We start from the raw sequence: 16,472 nt of genomic DNA on the forward strand, positions 1-16,472 counted from the left end.
GGGTGGCTGACACTTCCCGGGCCGGCGGACGCTCACTGGCTCCCGAACTCCGGAAATTCGAGGTCGAGTCGGCCGTCGAGCGTGTAGTCGCTCGCCAGGACGCCCCCGCCGCCGAGTTCGATGGTCGGGGCGATCGAGAGCGTCCCTGCTGCCTCGGAATGTGGCCGAACGAGCAGGTTCAGCGTGCTGATCGTCTCGTCGGCCAGATCGTCGAGATCCGCCACCTCGATCACCTGGCCCTGTTTCCGATCCGGCGTCGAGAGCGTGAGTTCGGGCGGCGGCGAACTGTCCCCCTGCACCGGCGATTCGACGGCCACGGTCGCGGGCGCGTCCCGCGGCGGCATCCAGACTCTGAGCCTGATCGACTCGACGGTGGTCCCGTCCCGGTGCCAGATCTCGATGGGGAGTTCGACGGTTCCGGCCGAGACACGCCCGTCCACGCCGAACGTCGCGATCTCCTCGCCGTCGGCGGTGAAACTGAGATGCTTCCGCTGGCTCGATTCCCCGTCGACCGTTGGATCGGAGAGCGTCTGTGCTTTCCCCGGTGCGCTACAGCCCGCTGTCGCGACCACGCCAGCACTGGCCGTGAGGCCGAGGAAGGAGCGTCTGTCCATATCCGCACTATACGACCACGGATGAAACGACCAGCGATGGGTCAAGCAGGTGTTTGAGTTTTCCGGCCCATCTGCCTGCCGGCACGGTTCAGCGTCACTCAGGTCCGGACGACTGCGGTGTCGCCTACCCGGTCACCGAGTCGTCGCTGACCGTCCGAGAGGGCCATCGCGACGATCCCGACGAGGTAAAACAGTGGGAGCCAGTCGACGAGTCGGAGGACGTTGCGACCGAGGACGCCACCGAACGACGGCGTGGTACCGTCTGCGGCGACGACCCTGATACTCACGAGATACTTGCCGAGAGTCTTCCCGTACCGCCACTCGGCGAGTGTGTGGTATCCGATGGCCAGCGCGAGCCAGAGTCCCAGCCCGATGGCAGCGGGCGTTCCGCTGAGGTCCGTCTCGACGCCGCTTGCAGTGGTTACCGTCTGGCCGGTGACCGCACCCACAGCCGAGACGGCGATCATGAACAGGGCGAGCCAGACGACCGAGTCGATAGCCATCGCGACGCCGCGGATGCCGACGCCGCACGGCTCCGAGTCGAGTGCTTCCATACCAGACCTGTCGAGCGGGGAGCCCAATAACGCGAAGGTAGCGTTTCAGAGCGAGAAACACCGGGACCCCGTCGGTCAGGGGAACTGCTTCCGGGCTATCGTCCCCGTGGTGCCGTCGACGGTGGCGGTGACGGCGACTTCGTCCCCCTCGGGGTCGATGTAGACGTAGAAGTAGAGTCCTTCCTGGGGTGTCGTCGTCGAGCCTTCCCACCCCGACTCGAGCGCCCGCATCGTCACCTTGTCCACCGCCATGTCGGCGGTGAGTCCGACCTTGACCTTGCGACCGCCCTCGTAGCTGAATTCGATCGCATCTTCGGGCACGGCCTCTGCGACTGCGGGTGGTGGATCGCCCGACGGCACTTCGTTCCCCGTAGTCGTGGACGTTTTCGCAGGCTGGCTGAATTCGACGTCGAACACGTCCTGGGTGTACGTCCCGTTCGCCGAGAGCCGTCTCTCACCCCCCGTGAACGATGTGTCGCCGCTCGACGTACCCAGTTCGGACTTCAGACGCTCTCTACCCGATCCGTCGAGTCCACCGTCCTGCACGGCCAGTTCGGCGGTGATTTCGTTCTCGGCCGGCGCGAAGTCCACGGCCCCGAGCACGTGATCGCGGTCGGTCAGCAGGTCGTTCGCGATCAAACCGTCCGTGTCGCCGAACATGTATTCGCTCGGGTCTGCCGACCCGGCCCAGCCGGCCACGAGGTCGCCCCGTCCACCTTCCTCGACCAGCCACTCGAAGGTCCCGTCCTCGTCGACGGCGAGGCGGCCGTCGCCGCGGTGGGCGTCGACGGCCGCTTCAAGTTCATCGCGCGTGTCCGCGACCACCACCGCCGACCCACTGAGGCCCGTGACGCCGTCGAAATCGGAGGTCGTGGGCCTGTAGATCGTGAACCCACGGTAGTCGCCGCTGGACTCGAACGCGATCCGGCCGATGAGGTCGTCGTTCCCCTCTCGGAGGCTCTCGTCGGCCTCGTCCTCGTCGATCTCGCCGACGCCCACTGCGACCCCGTCGGCCACGAACAGTTCGTCGACGATCCCCGCCGGCTCCTCCGGATCGACGAGGTAGCCGAGGCCGCCGGCGGCGATCCCGATGGCGGCTCCGGCGATCAGTCGGCCCCCGACCTGGAGGGGCCAGCCGAGCAGGGGATCATCGATCTCGTCCAGCCCCGAGAGGTTCGGAACGAACTCGGCGGCTTCGCCGCCGTCTCGCGACGGGAGGAGGAGGGGGAGCAGTCGCTCGGCCCGCGGGGAGTCCCGCGTGACGCGAAAGTCGACATATCCGACCAGGAGTCCGCCCTCGCTCGGCGGGATCCAGTCGGTGTAGTTCGGATAGTCACCGCCGCCGAGGCCGAAACAGCCGCCGAGGGCAGCCGTCGCGGCCGCGGCACCGAGGCCGAGGAACCGCCGGCGATCACACGACGATGCGACTGACGGGGCGTCGGATGAGTGAGTCATGTTGTCGGGAGGGCGCGCAACTGTATCGTATTCGGTCTGGCGATTGTTAAAACGTGTCATTCTTCCTGTTCGACTCCGAGATCGGGAAGATGGACGGCGACAGTGCTATCGTCGGACGCACGGTCTCCGAAGGACAGTCGGCCGCCGAGGCGGGTCACCCCCCAGGAGACGAGCCAGAGGCCGACGCCCGTGCCGTGCATACCTTCGGTTTCCTCGCCTTCGAGCAAGACGGCGCGCTCGTGATCCGGGATTCCGGGCCCGGAATCACGCACGTCGAGCGTCCCGCCGTTCTCGCTTTGCCGGACGGCGACGACCACCGGCTCGTCTCCGTCGATGTGTTCCATCGAGTTCTCGACCAGTTCTTTCAGGACGAGCCGGACGACCCCCGGATCCGAGCGTATCTCGACGGGGTCGTCGGGACGGTCGACGACGACCCGCTCGCCGTCGGTTCGGTCTGCGACCGTCTCGGCCACAGCCGACAGGTCGCACCGCTCCCGTCGCGGGGTCGGACCGGTCATCAGCCGTTCGGAGCGCTCGATGGCCGACGAGAGGTCGACGAGGCCCTGCGCGAGCGTTTCGATCCGGTCGAAGTACCGCTCCGTCTCGGCGTCGCCGAGGTCCTCGTCTCGGATCGTCTCGGCGAATCCGCGGATCGCGTCGAGGTCGTTCCGGAGGTTGTGACGCGTGATCCGGTTGAGTACCTGGAGCCGCTGTTCGCGTGTCTTTCGGTCGGTCACGTCCCGGAACCGGTAGGCGTACCCGAGGACGGTCCCGGTTCCGTCCTCGATGGCGCTACGGTCCACGACGAACTCCCGGCGGCCGTCCGCAGTTCGGATCGTGAGCGGGGCCGACAGGTTGGTCCCCTCGTCGATGCCCGCGACCGCCTCCAGCGACCGGTTCCGTAGTCGCGTCCGGTCGATCTCGAACACCTCGGCGGCGGCGTCGTTCAGGTCGAGCAGCCGGTTCGCGCGGTCGACCACGGCCACGGGCGAGCCCACCGTATCCAGCACCGTCTCTCGGGCGAGGTGGCCTGCGGTCGGCCCCGTTTCGAACAGGCCCGCCGTGAGTTCCATCGCGGCAAAGAGACCGATCACGAGACAGAGTTGCAGGAACGCCGTCCGCAGCGTCGCCCCCGGTGTGAACAACCGACCGAAGCCTACCGTCAGCGGCAGGAACGTGATACCCAGGCCCGCGACGGTGAGGGCGCTCGCACGCGGGAGCGACAGGTCGTCGTACGCCGTCGCCGACCGGGCGACCAGGACGACTCCGAGCAGACCGAGCGAGAACACCGCGATCTGCAGGAAGAACGTGGTCAAGTACGAGACGCGCCCGACCGTTCCCAGTGGAACACGCCCGATCTCGTGGAGCCACGTGACGGCCGTGCTACCGATGGCGAGACAGCCGAGCGCGAGCAGTCCTGCCCAGCGTCGAGCGGTCAAGGCTGGCCCCCGACCGGTGTACTCGAAGACGACCCCGATCCAGAGTACGGACGTGAACGCGTAGCCACCGAGCAGGAGTGCCTCGATGGCTACCGTCGACCCGACCGGCACGAGCCCGGTCTGCCACAGCGACACTGCGACTGCCAGCCCACTCAGTAGCGCGACCAGCAGCGCGAACGGGACGGCTCCGGGCCGATCACGGTATCTGCTCGTCTCGACGACCGTCGCGACGCAGCCACTCGCGACTGCGACAGCGCCCAGCGTCCAGCCGACGGCTACCATCGGTCACCCCCCTCCGACGGCGGGAACTCGACCCTCACTTGCCGTCGGTCTCCGGCCCGCGTCACCGATACCGTGCCACCGATCTGTTCGACCGCGAGACGGACGACGGGAATCGTCACGTCGTCGGTCTGGCCGGCCGTCGACCGATCCGCCGACGCCGTCGGCTCGGCGCTGACCCGGACCGTCGGCGGAGCCGCAGTGGCGTCGACCGTCACGCGGTCCGGGGCTCGCTCGGTGGCGTCCTCGACGACGAGTTTCACGACGGCCTCGAAGAGGGTGGCGGAGAGATCGGCCGACAGCGGTGTCTCCGGAGGGTCGACCACGAGGTCGACGCCGTCACCGGCCGCGTCGTCGACGGCCTCGTGTATTCGGGGGCGGAGGTCCGTCCCGGTGGCAGTCCCCTTTCCGTCGGCGATGGCCTGTTCGATCTCCCGGGCGTGTGCGACTAAGGTCGTGAGGTCGGTCGTTCGTGTCCAGACGCTGTCGGCCACTGCGGTCTCGTCGGCCGTCTCGGTTCCGTCGGTGACCGCTGCGGCGTCCGCGGCCACGTCGGCCATCCGGTCGTCCACGACGTCCGCGACGAACCGGGAGAGCAAGGTCAACTTCTCCTCTCTGGTCCGGCGGTCAGTGACGTCGGTACAGAGCAGGACCGTCCCGAACGATCGGTCACGTCGGTCGGTTACCGGCGACCCGGTCACCTCGACGGTGATGCCGCCGGTATCGACCCGGATCGGCTCCTGTGAGGCAACGACCTCGTCCGGATCGAGCCGCTGGTTCAGGACTGTGGATACCGAGCGGCCGGTGGCCGCCTCGACGGAGACGCCGAACAGGCGTTCCGCGGACGGGTTCAGGTCCTGGACCGCCCCCGTCCGGTCCGCGACGACCACGCCGTCGGCCAACTCGTCCACGACGCGGTCGCGGCCGGCGACGCGCGCGGCCGGGAGCGTCTCGAAGATCGGATAGCGCCGTACCGGCAGGAGAAAGGAGCCGGCGGCGACTGCGACCGAGGCGGGGTACAACTCGGGACGGCCGAACACCTGCGCGACGTGGACGCCCGACAGGAGGACGACGACCCCGCTGGACAGCAACAGCGGTTCCCGAACGGGGAAGGCGTTCGCGCCGACCGACGCCCACAGCAACAGGAAGACCCCGACCGTCGCCAGGAACCCCACGAGGAGATACCCGACGGTGAGCGCGTCGACGAGCGCGACCGAGGGCCCGGCGGTCGCGGCCCGGACCGCGACGGTGACGCTCCCCAGTGAGAGCAGTCCCACACCCGTCGCGACGACCCGGATCGACCGGGAGTCGCGGCCAGTGTACCTGAACGCGAACAGCGACCAGAGGCCCCCAGCGACGACGCTGGTCGCGGCACCGAGGACGACCCAGAGCAGGTCGGCCGACTCCCGACCGGTCAGGCCGCGGACGACTGCTGCCCCGTTCGGACCAGCCACGAGGAGGTGAACGAGACTGCCGAGGAGCAGGGCCAGCGCGACGCCCAGAAGCGAGCGCGCGGTCGCCTCGTCGCGTCGGGGCCACAGCGAAGCCGCGAGCGCGCCGGCGACCACGACCGCCAGGATCACGACCGCGAGGCGACCGGCAGGAGCGACGCTCATCGTCCTCGCTGCCCCTGTCGCGTCCGTCGAACGCGGTCCCGGGTCCCTGGCAACGTGTCGCTCCTCCAGTCGTCAATCGTTCGCCGGCGCGCGAGCGGGTACTCGCCCCCGGGCGTGTGTCCCGTCGGTGTCGACGGCCAGTTCGAATCCTTCTTCCCCGAACGTGACGGAAAAAGTATCGATCACCGCGCGATAGCGCTTGTGGTGGTGGCCGTCGTCGGGATCGAGACGGTACTCGGTCTCCACGAGACCCAGTTCGGCCAGCTCGTTGAGACGACGGAATGCCGTCGCCCGGGAGACGCCGGCTTCGTCGGCGACCGCCCTACCGCTGCGCGGGCGGTCGAGAATCGCCCCCAGCACCGCCCGAGTGTACTCGTCGCCGAGCAGTTCGAGCAGTTCGTCGGGCGTCATGCCCCCCGCTCCTGCGGTGTCCGCGTCCTCGGTCTCCGGGTCGGTTCTTACGCCACCGGTCGTTCCGTACCGCCGCGTGTCTCCGGTCATCGTATATCGACCGAAACACGCCATCGTGCTATGGATCGATGCTAGCTATACAGACGGCCGCTCGCCGACCCCTCTAGTAATACAGACCCGGTCGCTGGCGTGGCGAACGACAGGCGTTATGACCGTGACCGAACAATACCGAGACCGAGATGGGTGACGGGACCGACGAAGCCGACGAGGACCGCCCGCGGGCGCTGGTCGTCGACGACGAGCGGGAAGTTGCGGACGCGTACGCGCTCCGGTTGCGGGGCCTCTGTGAGGTCGAGACGGCCTACGGCGGCGAGGACGCACTGCGAGCCGTCGAGGACCACGCGTTCGACGTGGTTCTGCTCGACCGCCATATGCCGGGGCTGTCCGGCGACGAGGTCCTCGAATGCCTCGACGAGGGCGACTTCGACGGGCGAGTGATCATGGTCACCGCGATCGATCCGGGGTTCGACGTCCTCGATATGCCCTTCGACGACTACCTCTGCAAGCCGGTCGACCGCGAGGACGTACGGGCGGCGGTCACCCACCAGTGTACGGTGCTGGGTTACGAGGTCCTCGGCGACTACTTCGGCGTCGAGTCCAAGCGCCGGGTCGTCGAGGCCGAACTCTCGGCCGAGGAACGCGCGTCTCACGAGGAGTTCGGTGAACTCGAAGCGAACGCCGACCGGCTGGAGCGGCGCGCCAGACGCCTGCTCGGCGACGCGGCGGACGCTCTCGACGACTTCGAGGCCATCGGCCGCGAGAGCGAGTGACCGACCGCGTCCCGTGTCCGTTTCTCGCTCTGAAACGCCGCCACCTGTTTATTAGTCCCGCGGCGGCGAGGTGCTACCATGGATGTCGACCAGTTCAAATCCGAACACGCACCGACCGAATCCGACGAACGGTTCCAACTCGAGAACAGCTACACGCTCGACGCAGCCGTCGATGGATCGCTGCTGGCCAAGGCTGGCGCGATGATCGCCTACACCGGCGATCTCTCTTTCACTGGCCAGGCTTCGGCCGAGGGCGGAATCACCGGCTTCCTCAAGGAGGCCGCGACCGGCGAGGGGACGCCCGTGATGACCGTCGAGGGCCAGGGCCACGTCTACCTGGCCGATCGGGAGAAGAAAGTCCAGATCCTCGACCTCGACGCCGACGAGTCGGTCACGGTCAACGGCGAGGACGTGCTGGCGTTCGATCCAGAACTCGACTACGAGATCAGTAGCATCGACAGTCTCGCCGGCTCGTTCGCGGGTGGATTCACGAACGTCTACCTCGAGGGTCCTGGCTACGTGGCGCTGACGACCCACGGCGACCCAGTCGTGATGGAGCCACCGGTCACGACCGACCCGAGCGCGACCGTCGCCTGGAGCGGGACCACGCCGGACGTGTCGGTCAACACCAACCTCTCGGACATGATCGGCCAGGAGTCCGGCGAGCGCTTCCAGATGGATTTCACCGGTACCGGCGGCTTCGTCGTCGTCCAGCCCTACGAGGAACACGCCTGACGGCGCCGTGGGGTGCCCCCTCCCAGTCCGCGTTCGCCCAGCTCCTCGTCGACTCTGTATACCTAGCGACACCGACTAAAACGACCCCACGTGTACACAGCACAACGCCAATGCTCACCGAGACATCGACCGTCGCGTCGTCGTCCGTGACGGGGGACGCGAACGCATGACCGGGGACGGAGCCGACGCGGCCCCGATCCGGACCGAGCGGTGGCCCGATCCCGCCTGCCGGATCGGTTTCGAGGACGGGACGGCGCTCGTCCGCGCGGTGAACGACCCGTTCGAGGCAGTCTTCGGGCCGGCGACGGTCGGCGAACCGGTGGCCGCCGCGATGGCCGACCTCGGCGTCACCCCGGTGTCGGCCGACGGCTTCGATGCCGTCCTGTCAGGCGACGGTCCCGTTCGCGTCCGGAACGAGGGGAGAACCCCCGCGGACGGCGGAGCGAAGCGATACCTCGTGCGGGTCGTTCCGCCGGAGCCCGACAGCGAGGCCGTTCTCGCGTTCGTCCCGCTCCCCGAGGAGGGGGACGACGGGTCGGTGGACATCGACGTGGACCACGTGGCGAGCGTGGTCAGCCACGACCTCCGGAACCCGCTCGACGTGGCGACGGCCCGGCTCCGGGCCGGTCGCGAGACGGGCGACGACGGCCACTTCCAGCGGGTCGCCGCCGCACACGATCGCATGGAACGGATCATCCGGGACGTGCTGACGCTGGCCCGCGGCCGGGACGTGGTCGATCCCGACGAGACGGTCGCCCTCGACGCGGTCGCCGAGGCCGCGTGGGAGACCGTCGAGACCGCCGACGCCACGCTCGCCGTCGACGGCTCGCTCCCGACGACGACCGCCGACGCCGACCGCGTTGGCCGCCTCTTCGAGAACCTGTTCCGGAACTCGGTCGAACACGGGTCGCCGGGTCCCGACGAAGCCACCGAATCGACCGATCGCGTCACCGTGAGGGTCGGTCCCCTGCCGGACGGTCGGACCGGCTTCTACGTCGAAGACGACGGCCCCGGTATTCCCGAGACCGACCGCGAGCGCGTCTTCGAGCCGGGGTACAGCACCGACGACCACGGTACCGGGCTGGGACTGTCCATCGTCGCCCGCATCGCTGCCCTGCACGGCTGGTCGATCGAGGTCGGCGAATCCACGTCGGGCGGCGCCCGATTCGAGGTGACCGGGATCGAGCCGGACACGCCGTGAGTCTCAAGTATCACTGCCCGGAATCCACGAGGCGAGCGAGATGAACGACCGAGCCCGGAACGCACCGATCGGGATGGTCGACGTCGCGCCCGACGGGACCGTCCGGGACCTGAACCCGGCCGCCCGCGACCTGCTGGACCTCGGCGGGGACGACGCGACCGACGAGCCCATCGACGCGGTGTTTCCCGAGTCCGTCGAGGCACGGGTTCCGGGGGCCTTCGAGCAGCCACCCGAGCGCGAGCGGTCGTTCGACGCGTACTACCCCGCCCTCGACCGCTGGCTCGACGTGTCGCTGGTCCCCGACGGCGAGGCGGTCTACCTCTACTTGCGGGACCGGACCGAGGAACGCCGGATCGAGCGACAGTTAGCGGACGCACGCGGGGAGGTGGACCGGCTGACGGTCACCAGCGAACTGATCGCGGACGTGCTGGGGGAGCTGGTCGCGGCCTCGACCCGCGCGGAGATCGCGGAGACGATCTGTGCGCAACTGGGTGAGACGACCCTCTACGAGTTCGCCTGGGTCGGCGAGCGTGCGGTCGGCAGCGACGACCTCGTGATGCGCGCGGCGGCTGGGGCGAACAACCGGACGCTCGACCGCATCGCGGACGAACTCGACGGCGACGGCCGCGTGCCCGAACGGCGGGCGATCGAGAGCGGCGAACCCGAGACCGTCCAGTCCCTCGGCGAGGCCGACGCCGTTCCCGAACCGATCCGACGGGCGGCCTTCGCCGACGGTGTCCAGTCGATGCTCGCGGTCCCGCTGACCGACGGCGAGAGCGTCCACGGCGTGGTCGGCGTCTACGCGTCCGACCGCGACGCCTTCTCCGAGCGCGAACGACGCAACTTCGGCATCGTCGGCGAGATGGCCGGGTTCGCGGTGACCGCCGCTCGAAACCGCTCACTCCTGTCGTCCGACGCCGTCGTCGAACTCGTGTTCGCACTGACCGACGGCGACGCGCCGCTGGTCGCGGCCGCCGCCGAGACGGAGACGTCGCTGTCGGTGACTGGTCTGGTCCCCGACGGCGACCGTCTGGTCTGTTATCTCGACGCCGAGGGTGACGCGCCCGGCGCGGTCGAGCGCTCGCTCGACGGCGAGGCGGTCCTCGGGACGCGGATCGTCGCGGACCGCGACGACGGCGGGTCGTTCGAGGTGATACTCGACGAGTCGACGCCGCTCGGGCAACTCGTGGGACAGGGCGCGACGCTCCGCTCGGCGACCTACGACGCGGGCGAGGGACGGATCGTCGTCGAGTTACCGCCCGATGCGGAGGTTCGACGGATCGCCGACGCGTTCTCGCGAGCCCACGACGCGACCGTCGTCGCGAAACGCGAGCGCCGGCGCGAGGCGACGACCGTCGGCGAGTTCCGGGACACGCTCGGTGACCGACTCACCGACCGCCAGGAGAACGCCCTCCGGACCGCATTCTTCGCCGACTACTTCGAATCGCCACGCGGGAGTACCGCCGAGGAAGTCGCCGAGGCGCTCGGTATCACCGGCCCAACACTCCTGCACCACCTCCGGGCCGGCCAGCGAAAGCTCCTCGACGAGTTCTTCGAGACGACCGACTGATTTTCTGACTCCGGTTGTCGAAGCCGGATGGCCGATGCGGATGGTGTGAACGCGCGATACTGACCGATGCGCTCGCCGTGCGCGGATCCTGCCCCTTTGCAGGCCTCAGAACGCGACGACGAGGACGACGAAAAACGCGATCCCAACGAGCAGCGAGACGAGACCGTATCCCGCCCAGATGAGCCGTCTGGTACGTGTCTGCTCGACGGAGACGAGTCCCAGATCGGCACCCCAGTCCACCGGCGGCCGAAGGTCCTCGTGGGAGCCGGTGCGTGCTAGCCAGAGCAGAAACAGTCCGATGGCCGATGCAGCGGTGCCGAGTGCTGCCGTGACGAGCCAGTCGGTCGAGACCATGCGGTGACTCGACAGCGCACCGACAAAAACAGAACGCTGCAGACGCCCGGTATACCGAGCTCCAGCATCCGGCGGCGAAGCCGCCGGTTCACGCGACTCGTGCAGTCGGCGCGAGTCGCGCCTTTTTCCCCACGTTTTTGCTTCGGGGGTCGCCAGCGGCGACTCCCGACGGAAAAAGTGAGGTCCTACTGGAAGGTCCGGCTGACCGTGTCTTCTTCGACGCCGGCTTCCTTCTTGTCGAAGCGTTCTTCGATCTCGTCGTAGCGCTCGCGGGTCTCGTCGTCGACGCTGGGGCCGACTTCGTCGAGCGCGTTCTCGAAGTGCTCCATCGTCACGCGGACGTTGCCCACGCTCTCGCCGACCTCCTCCGGGGAGACGCTGTTGATGAACTCCCGGGAGGCGGCCATGGAGGCCTCGCGGGTCAGTGCCTCGATGTCGGCACCGACGTAGCCCTCGGTCTTGCGGGCAAGCTTGTCCAGGTCCACGTCGTCGGCCAGGGGCTTGTTCCGGGTGTGGACTTCGAGGATCTTCCGGCGGCCGTCCTCGTCGGGGACGGGGACGTGGACGTGACGGTCCAGCCGTCCGGGACGGAGCAGCGCCGAGTCGATCAGGTCCGGCCGGTTGGAGGTCGCGATGACGACCACGTCCTCCAGGGCCTCGATGCCGTCGAGTTCCGTGAGGAGCTGGGAGACGACCCGTTCACCGACGCCGGAATCGCTGGCGTGGCGACCGCGTTCGCCCGCGATGGAGTCGATCTCGTCGAAGAAGATCACGGTCGGTGCGTTCGACCGCGCCTTCTCGAAGATCTCGCGGACGCCCTTCTCGGACTCGCCCACGAACTTGTTCAGCAGTTCGGGGCCCTTGACCGAGATGAAGTTGGACTGGGCCTCGTTGGCGACGGCCTTGGCGAGCAGGGTCTTCCCCGTGCCCGGCGGGCCGTACATGAGGACGCCCTTGGCGGCCTGCATGTCCATGGTCTCGAACACCTCGGGGTATTCGAGGGGCCACTGGATCGTCTCGCGGAGGCGTTCTTTGGTGTCGCCCAGGCCACCCACGTCCTCCCAGGTGGTGTCGGGCACCTCGACGAACACTTCGCGGAGCGCGGAGGGTTCGATGCCCTTCAGCGCGTCCTTGAAGTCGTTCTCGGTGACCTGCAACCGGTCGAGGACCTCGGCGTCGATCTGGTCCGATTCGAGGTCGAGTTCCGGGCGGATGCGCCGGAGCGCGTTCATCGCCGACTCCTTGGTCAGCGATTCGAGGTCCGCGCCGACGAACCCGTGGGTGTTCTCGGCGTACTGGTCGAGGTCGATCCCGTCGGCCAGGGGCATCCCGCGGGTGTGGACCTGCAGGATCTCCTTGCGGCCGTCCTTGTCCGGGACGCCGATCTCGATCTCGCGGTCGAAGCGGCCGCCCCGCCGGAGTGCGGGGTCGATGCTGTCGACGCGGTTGGTCGCGCCGATCACGACGACCTCGTTGCGGGATTCGAGCCCGTCCATCAGCGAGAGGAGCTGAGCGACGACCCGGCGTTCCACGTCGCCGGAGGTCTCGCCGCGCTTGGGCGCGATGGAGTCGATCTCGTCGATGAAGACGATGGCCGGCGAGTTCTCCTCGGCCTCCTCGAACACCTCACGGAGTTGCTCCTCCGACTCCCCGTAGTACTTGGACATGATCTCGGGGCCAGAGATGTTCGTGAAGTACGCGTCGATCTCGTTGGCGACGGCTTTCGCCATCAGGGTCTTCCCGGTGCCCGGCGGGCCGTGGAGGAGTACGCCTTTCGGCGGCTCGATCCCCAACTGCTGGAACAGCTCGGGGTGGCGCATCGGGAGTTCGATCATCTCCCGGACCTGTTCGAGTTCGTCGTCGAGGCCGCCGATGTCCTCGTAGGTGACGTTGGGCGTCTCCTGGCTGGCGGCACCGCCGGCACCACGGTCACCGGCGATCTGCTCGGCGGGCTTCTCGCTCACCTGGATGTCCGTGGAGTCGGTGACGACCACCGTTCCAGAGGGATCGGTCTCTGCGATCTTCAGCGGGATCTTCTGGCCCGACATCGAGGAGAGCGGACCGAGACCGAGCGAGAACGGCACCGTCTGCCCGGTCGTGACGGCCTGTCCGGAGAGCTTGTTCCGGATGTGGGGACCGACGTTACCCCGGACCCGGAGGTTCTGGGGGAGCGCGACCGTGATGGAGGTCGCGGGCTGGACGTCGGCGTCCTCGACCTCGACGGAGTCGTCGATGCCGACGTTGGCCTCCTGGCGGAGCTGGCCGTCGATCCGCACGACGCCCTTGCCCTCGTCCTCGGGGTAGCCGGGCCAGACGCGGGCGACCGCGCGGCCGCTGTTCTTGCCCTCGATGACGATGTAGTCGCCGTTCTCGACGCCCATCTCGGACATGGCCGCGCGGTCGATGGCGGCGAGTCCGCGACCCGCGTCCTTCTGTTTCAGGGGCTTGACGGTGAGTCTCATGCGTTCACCTCGACAGTGAGGACGCCGTTTTTGATAAACGCTTGCGCGTTCTCGCCGCTCTCGATGTCGAACTCGTACTGCTCGTCGTCGGCGACGACGATGGCCGTGTCACCGACCACGTCCACGCTCGCGTCACGCCCGACGCCCACGTCGGCGACGAACACGACCGCACCGTCGTCGTACTCGCGACGACCGACGGGGCCTTCCTCGGCTCTGAACTGCTCTTGACCATTCATACTAACTCTAAGTTAGTCGCTATAGTATATAAACCTGTCGTCGCCAAACCGGCAAAGGGCGTCGGGGTTGCATCCGAACGGCTGTGTTGCGGTTCAACCCGGAGAGTGGGTCACACCCTCTCGGCGGGGTTTAAATCCCTGTCGGGAGAAGCGGTCGCCATGGCGACGGTGACACACGACGGTCGCGAGACGGCGTACTGGAGCGACGAGTCGACGGACGGGCCGGTCGTCCTGTTCGTCCACGGCAGTGGCCAGCGCCACGACGTGTGGCGCGACCAGACCGGCAGAGACGGTTACACCGCCGTCACCGTGGATCTCAGCGGCCACGGTGAGTCCGAGGACGTGGACACCGAGGCCGGCCCGGAGACGATGAGCGCGTACGTCGCGGACGTGGCAGCGGTCGCCCGCGAGGTCGACGCCGACGTGATCGCCGGCCACTCGCTGGGCGGTGCGGTCGTCCAGACGCTGGTTCTCGACGGCGCGTACGACCCCGAGGCCGTCGTCCTCGCCGGGACCGGTGCCAAACTCGGCATCGGCGAGGACGTGGGCGCACTGCTGGGCGACGACGTGGAACCGATCCTCCAGTTCATGCGGTCGGCGAACGTCCTGTTCGAGGACACCGACCACCCCGCCGCGGGTCCGACCGACGACCTCATGCGCGAGGTCGGCATCGAGATGTTGCGACGGGACCTCTCGACCTGCGACACCTTCGACGTGCGGGACCGACTGGACGAGATCTCCGTCCCCGCGCTCTGTATCGTCGGCGACAACGACTCGCTGACGCCGCCGACGTTCTCGGAGTATCTCGCGGACAACCTCCCGGACGCCGAGTATGCCGAGGTCCCCGGCACCAGTCACATGGCGATGCTCGAAAATTCCGCGGCGTTCAACGACGGGCTGGACGAGTTTCTGGCCGACCTGTAATCGGCGACTCAGTACAGGTCGTCGACGTCTTCTTCGTAGTGGCTGTGTTCCTCGGCCGGGAACTCGCCGGATTCGACGGCGTCTTTGTACCCCGAGATGGCGTCGCGCATCTCCTCGCGCACGTCGCCGAAGGCCTTCGAGAATGGGGCCACGCCCTCGCTCAGGCCGATCACCTCGTCGACGGTGAGGACCTGCCCGTCACACTCCGGGCCGGCACCGATGCCGATGGTCGGGATGTCGATGGCCTCGGTGACGGCCGCGCCGACGTTGGCCGGGACGTGTTCGAGGACGAGCGAGAACGCGCCCGCGTCCTCGTGGCGTTCGGCCAGGTCCACGATCCGCCGGGCCGCCTCCTCGTCGGTCCCCTGCCGGAACAGGCCGGTCTCGTTCTCGCGCTGGGGCGTCAACCCGAGGTGGGCCTGCACGGGCACGCCGATCTGTGTGAGCCGACGCGTCAACTCGACGGTGTGGGGGCCGGATTCGAGTTTCACACCGTCGGCGTCGGCCGCCTTCAGCATCCGGCCGCAGTTCTCGACGGCCTCGTCTTCGTCGGCGCCGAAGGAGAGGAACGGCATGTCCGCGAGTACCATGGCGTCCTCGGTCGCCCGTGCGACGGCGGCGGTGGCGCTCTCGATCTCGTCGACGGTGACGGGAAGCGTCGACTCGTAACCCAGTCGGAGGTTCCCGATGGAGTCGCCCACGAGGATCATATCGACGCCGGCCGCGTCGACCAGTTCGGCCGTCGGGGCGTCGTAAGCGGTCAGCATCGTGATCGGCTCCTCGCCCGCTTTCTCCCGGATATCCTTCGCTCGCATACCTTCGAGTCGGTCGGCCGAGCCCCTAAACGTGTCCGATACTGGCAACGCGGGACCGACAGAGGCATATTCGGACCGTCCCCAGCGGGTGATGTGGCACCGATCGACCGCGAACCGGCCGAGACGACCGATCCCGAGGGGATCGACTACGGCTGGGTGATGCAGGTGACCTTCGTCACGACCATCGTCGTCGGTGCGCCACTGGTCGCCCTGCTCGCGGTCGTCGTCGAACTGCAGACCTGGGCGGCCCGCGCGAACTTCGCCATCCGGGTGGGGGCCGTCGTCTGGTTCTGTACCGCCGTCGCCGTCTACCTCTACGCGCGCCGCGAACAGACCTAGAACTCGAATTCGCGGACGTACACGTAATCCGTGCCCGCACGCTCTGCCGTCTCCTCGTCGCGCGCCGAGTCGCCGACGAACAGCGTTCGCTCCGGCGTCGCACCGAGACCCTCGATAGTCGTCAACAGCGGTTCGGGGTGGGGCTTCTCGGTCGCCACGGAGTCGCGGCCGACGATCACGTCGACGCGTCCGTCGAGGCCGTAGGTCTCCAGGGCGATCCGGCAGGCCGACTCGGCGTTCAGTGAACAGACGCCCACCGGCTGGTCGGCGGGGACCGTCTGTGCCGGCGGGAGTCGCCGCGAGGCGCGCGCCCCCTCGCGCTCGAACTCGGCGATGGTCTCGTCGACGAGCCGGCGATACCCCGCCTCCTCGGACAGTTCGAGCATCGACCACAGGTCCGCGCCGTCCACGTCGACGCCACGGGGACGCAAGACCGCGGCGACCTCCCGGCGCACTTCCTCCCAGTCCACGTCGAGGTGGACCAGCGTCCCGTCGAGGTCGTAGACCAGCGCGTCGTACTCCTGAATCACGGCCTGCGGTACGACCGGCCCGAAAATAGCCCCTTCGGTGATCGGTCACCCTGTCACGCAAGACCGCTTTCGGCCTGCTCAGGTCCGTCGCGGTCCGCAACCGAACGC

At 68.2% G+C, this 16,472-nt stretch carries 17 protein-coding genes; 6 read left to right on the forward strand and 11 right to left on the reverse strand.

Translation table 11 applies throughout. The features are described from left to right. Window positions 1-32: 32 nt before the first annotated feature. The 6 genes from ACOZ4N_RS04200 to ACOZ4N_RS04225 form a co-directional block, all read right to left on the reverse strand. A complete protein-coding gene (locus ACOZ4N_RS04200; RefSeq protein WP_424018690.1) occupies window positions 33-614 on the reverse strand; it encodes a hypothetical protein in 582 nt (193 codons plus the stop codon). A 98-nt stretch (window positions 615-712) separates the two neighbouring features. Then, on the reverse strand, window positions 713-1,168 hold the full coding sequence (locus tag ACOZ4N_RS04205) for an RDD family protein (RefSeq protein ID WP_424018691.1): 456 nt from the start codon (window positions 1,166-1,168) through the stop codon (window positions 713-715). 75 nt (window positions 1,169-1,243) lie between these two features. After that, window positions 1,244-2,623 carry a hypothetical protein gene (locus ACOZ4N_RS04210; RefSeq protein ID WP_424018692.1) on the reverse strand — a complete coding sequence of 460 codons (1,380 nt, stop codon included), beginning with the start codon at window positions 2,621-2,623 and terminating at the stop codon, window positions 1,244-1,246. Window positions 2,624-2,679: 56 nt separating this feature from the next. Then, window positions 2,680-4,344, reverse strand: a complete 1,665-nt coding sequence (locus ACOZ4N_RS04215) for an ATP-binding protein (RefSeq protein WP_424018693.1) — start codon at window positions 4,342-4,344, stop codon at window positions 2,680-2,682. Beyond that, window positions 4,338-5,957 carry a PAS domain S-box protein gene (locus tag ACOZ4N_RS04220; protein ID WP_424018694.1) on the reverse strand — a complete coding sequence of 540 codons (1,620 nt, stop codon included), beginning with the start codon at window positions 5,955-5,957 and terminating at the stop codon, window positions 4,338-4,340. The genes ACOZ4N_RS04215 and ACOZ4N_RS04220 overlap by 7 nt, the downstream gene beginning before the upstream one ends. 72 nt (window positions 5,958-6,029) lie before the next feature. Beyond that, entirely contained in the window at window positions 6,030-6,458 is a 429-nt protein-coding gene (locus tag ACOZ4N_RS04225; protein ID WP_424018695.1) for an ArsR/SmtB family transcription factor, read from the reverse strand. Between the two features lie 149 nt (window positions 6,459-6,607). On the opposite strand from ACOZ4N_RS04225, the gene ACOZ4N_RS04230 reads away from it, so the two are divergent. The 4 genes from ACOZ4N_RS04230 (at window position 6,608) to ACOZ4N_RS04245 (ending at window position 10,704) form a co-directional block, all read left to right on the forward strand. After that, on the forward strand, window positions 6,608-7,198 hold the full coding sequence (locus ACOZ4N_RS04230) for a response regulator (protein WP_424018696.1): 591 nt from the start codon (window positions 6,608-6,610) through the stop codon (window positions 7,196-7,198). Window positions 7,199-7,276: 78 nt separating this feature from the next. Continuing rightward, on the forward strand, window positions 7,277-7,933 hold the full coding sequence (locus tag ACOZ4N_RS04235; RefSeq protein ID WP_424018697.1) for an AIM24 family protein: 657 nt from the start codon (window positions 7,277-7,279) through the stop codon (window positions 7,931-7,933). A 166-nt stretch (window positions 7,934-8,099) separates the two neighbouring features. Continuing rightward, window positions 8,100-9,134, forward strand: a complete 1,035-nt coding sequence (locus ACOZ4N_RS04240; RefSeq protein WP_424018698.1) for a sensor histidine kinase — start codon at window positions 8,100-8,102, stop codon at window positions 9,132-9,134. A gap of 40 nt (window positions 9,135-9,174) precedes the next feature. After that, window positions 9,175-10,704 (forward strand): bacterio-opsin activator domain-containing protein, encoded by a 1,530-nt coding sequence (locus ACOZ4N_RS04245; protein ID WP_424018699.1) that lies wholly within the window; start codon window positions 9,175-9,177, stop codon window positions 10,702-10,704. 105 nt (window positions 10,705-10,809) lie between these two features. Here the strand turns inward: ACOZ4N_RS04245 and ACOZ4N_RS04250 are convergent, their stop codons facing one another. The 3 genes from ACOZ4N_RS04250 to ACOZ4N_RS04260 all read right to left on the reverse strand — a co-directional run bounded on the left by ACOZ4N_RS04250 (window position 10,810) and on the right by ACOZ4N_RS04260 (window position 13,756). Then, window positions 10,810-11,058, reverse strand: a complete 249-nt coding sequence (locus ACOZ4N_RS04250) for a hypothetical protein (RefSeq protein WP_424018700.1) — start codon at window positions 11,056-11,058, stop codon at window positions 10,810-10,812. A gap of 185 nt (window positions 11,059-11,243) precedes the next feature. After that, entirely contained in the window at window positions 11,244-13,520 is a 2,277-nt protein-coding gene (locus ACOZ4N_RS04255) for a CDC48 family AAA ATPase (protein ID WP_424018701.1), read from the reverse strand. Beyond that, a complete protein-coding gene (locus ACOZ4N_RS04260; RefSeq protein ID WP_424018702.1) occupies window positions 13,517-13,756 on the reverse strand; it encodes a DUF7127 family protein in 240 nt (79 codons plus the stop codon). The genes ACOZ4N_RS04255 and ACOZ4N_RS04260 overlap by 4 nt, the downstream gene beginning before the upstream one ends. 159 nt (window positions 13,757-13,915) lie before the next feature. Here ACOZ4N_RS04260 and ACOZ4N_RS04265 point away from each other — a divergent pair, with 159 nt between their 5' ends. Beyond that, window positions 13,916-14,680, forward strand: coding sequence for an alpha/beta fold hydrolase (locus tag ACOZ4N_RS04265; protein ID WP_424018703.1), 765 nt, complete (start codon window positions 13,916-13,918; stop codon window positions 14,678-14,680). 8 nt (window positions 14,681-14,688) lie between these two features. Here ACOZ4N_RS04265 and panB read toward each other — a convergent pair whose 3' ends face one another. Beyond that, on the reverse strand, window positions 14,689-15,495 hold the full coding sequence (panB, locus tag ACOZ4N_RS04270) for a 3-methyl-2-oxobutanoate hydroxymethyltransferase (protein WP_424018704.1): 807 nt from the start codon (window positions 15,493-15,495) through the stop codon (window positions 14,689-14,691). Between the two features lie 159 nt (window positions 15,496-15,654). Between panB and ACOZ4N_RS04275 the strand changes: the two genes are divergently transcribed. Then, window positions 15,655-15,834 (forward strand): DUF5822 domain-containing protein, encoded by a 180-nt coding sequence (locus ACOZ4N_RS04275; RefSeq protein WP_424019930.1) that lies wholly within the window; start codon window positions 15,655-15,657, stop codon window positions 15,832-15,834. Here the strand turns inward: ACOZ4N_RS04275 and ACOZ4N_RS04280 are convergent. Next, the gene (locus tag ACOZ4N_RS04280) at window positions 15,831-16,361 is read right to left on the reverse strand and encodes an HAD family hydrolase (RefSeq protein ID WP_424019931.1); all 531 of its coding nucleotides are present in this window, start codon (window positions 16,359-16,361) and stop codon (window positions 15,831-15,833) included. The two genes, ACOZ4N_RS04275 and ACOZ4N_RS04280, sit on opposite strands and share 4 nt — an antisense overlap. Window positions 16,362-16,472 lie beyond the last annotated feature (111 nt).

The sequence above is a fragment of the Halorientalis pallida genome (assembly GCF_049605515.1).
GTDB classification, from domain to species: domain Archaea; phylum Halobacteriota; class Halobacteria; order Halobacteriales; family Haloarculaceae; genus Halorientalis; species Halorientalis pallida_A.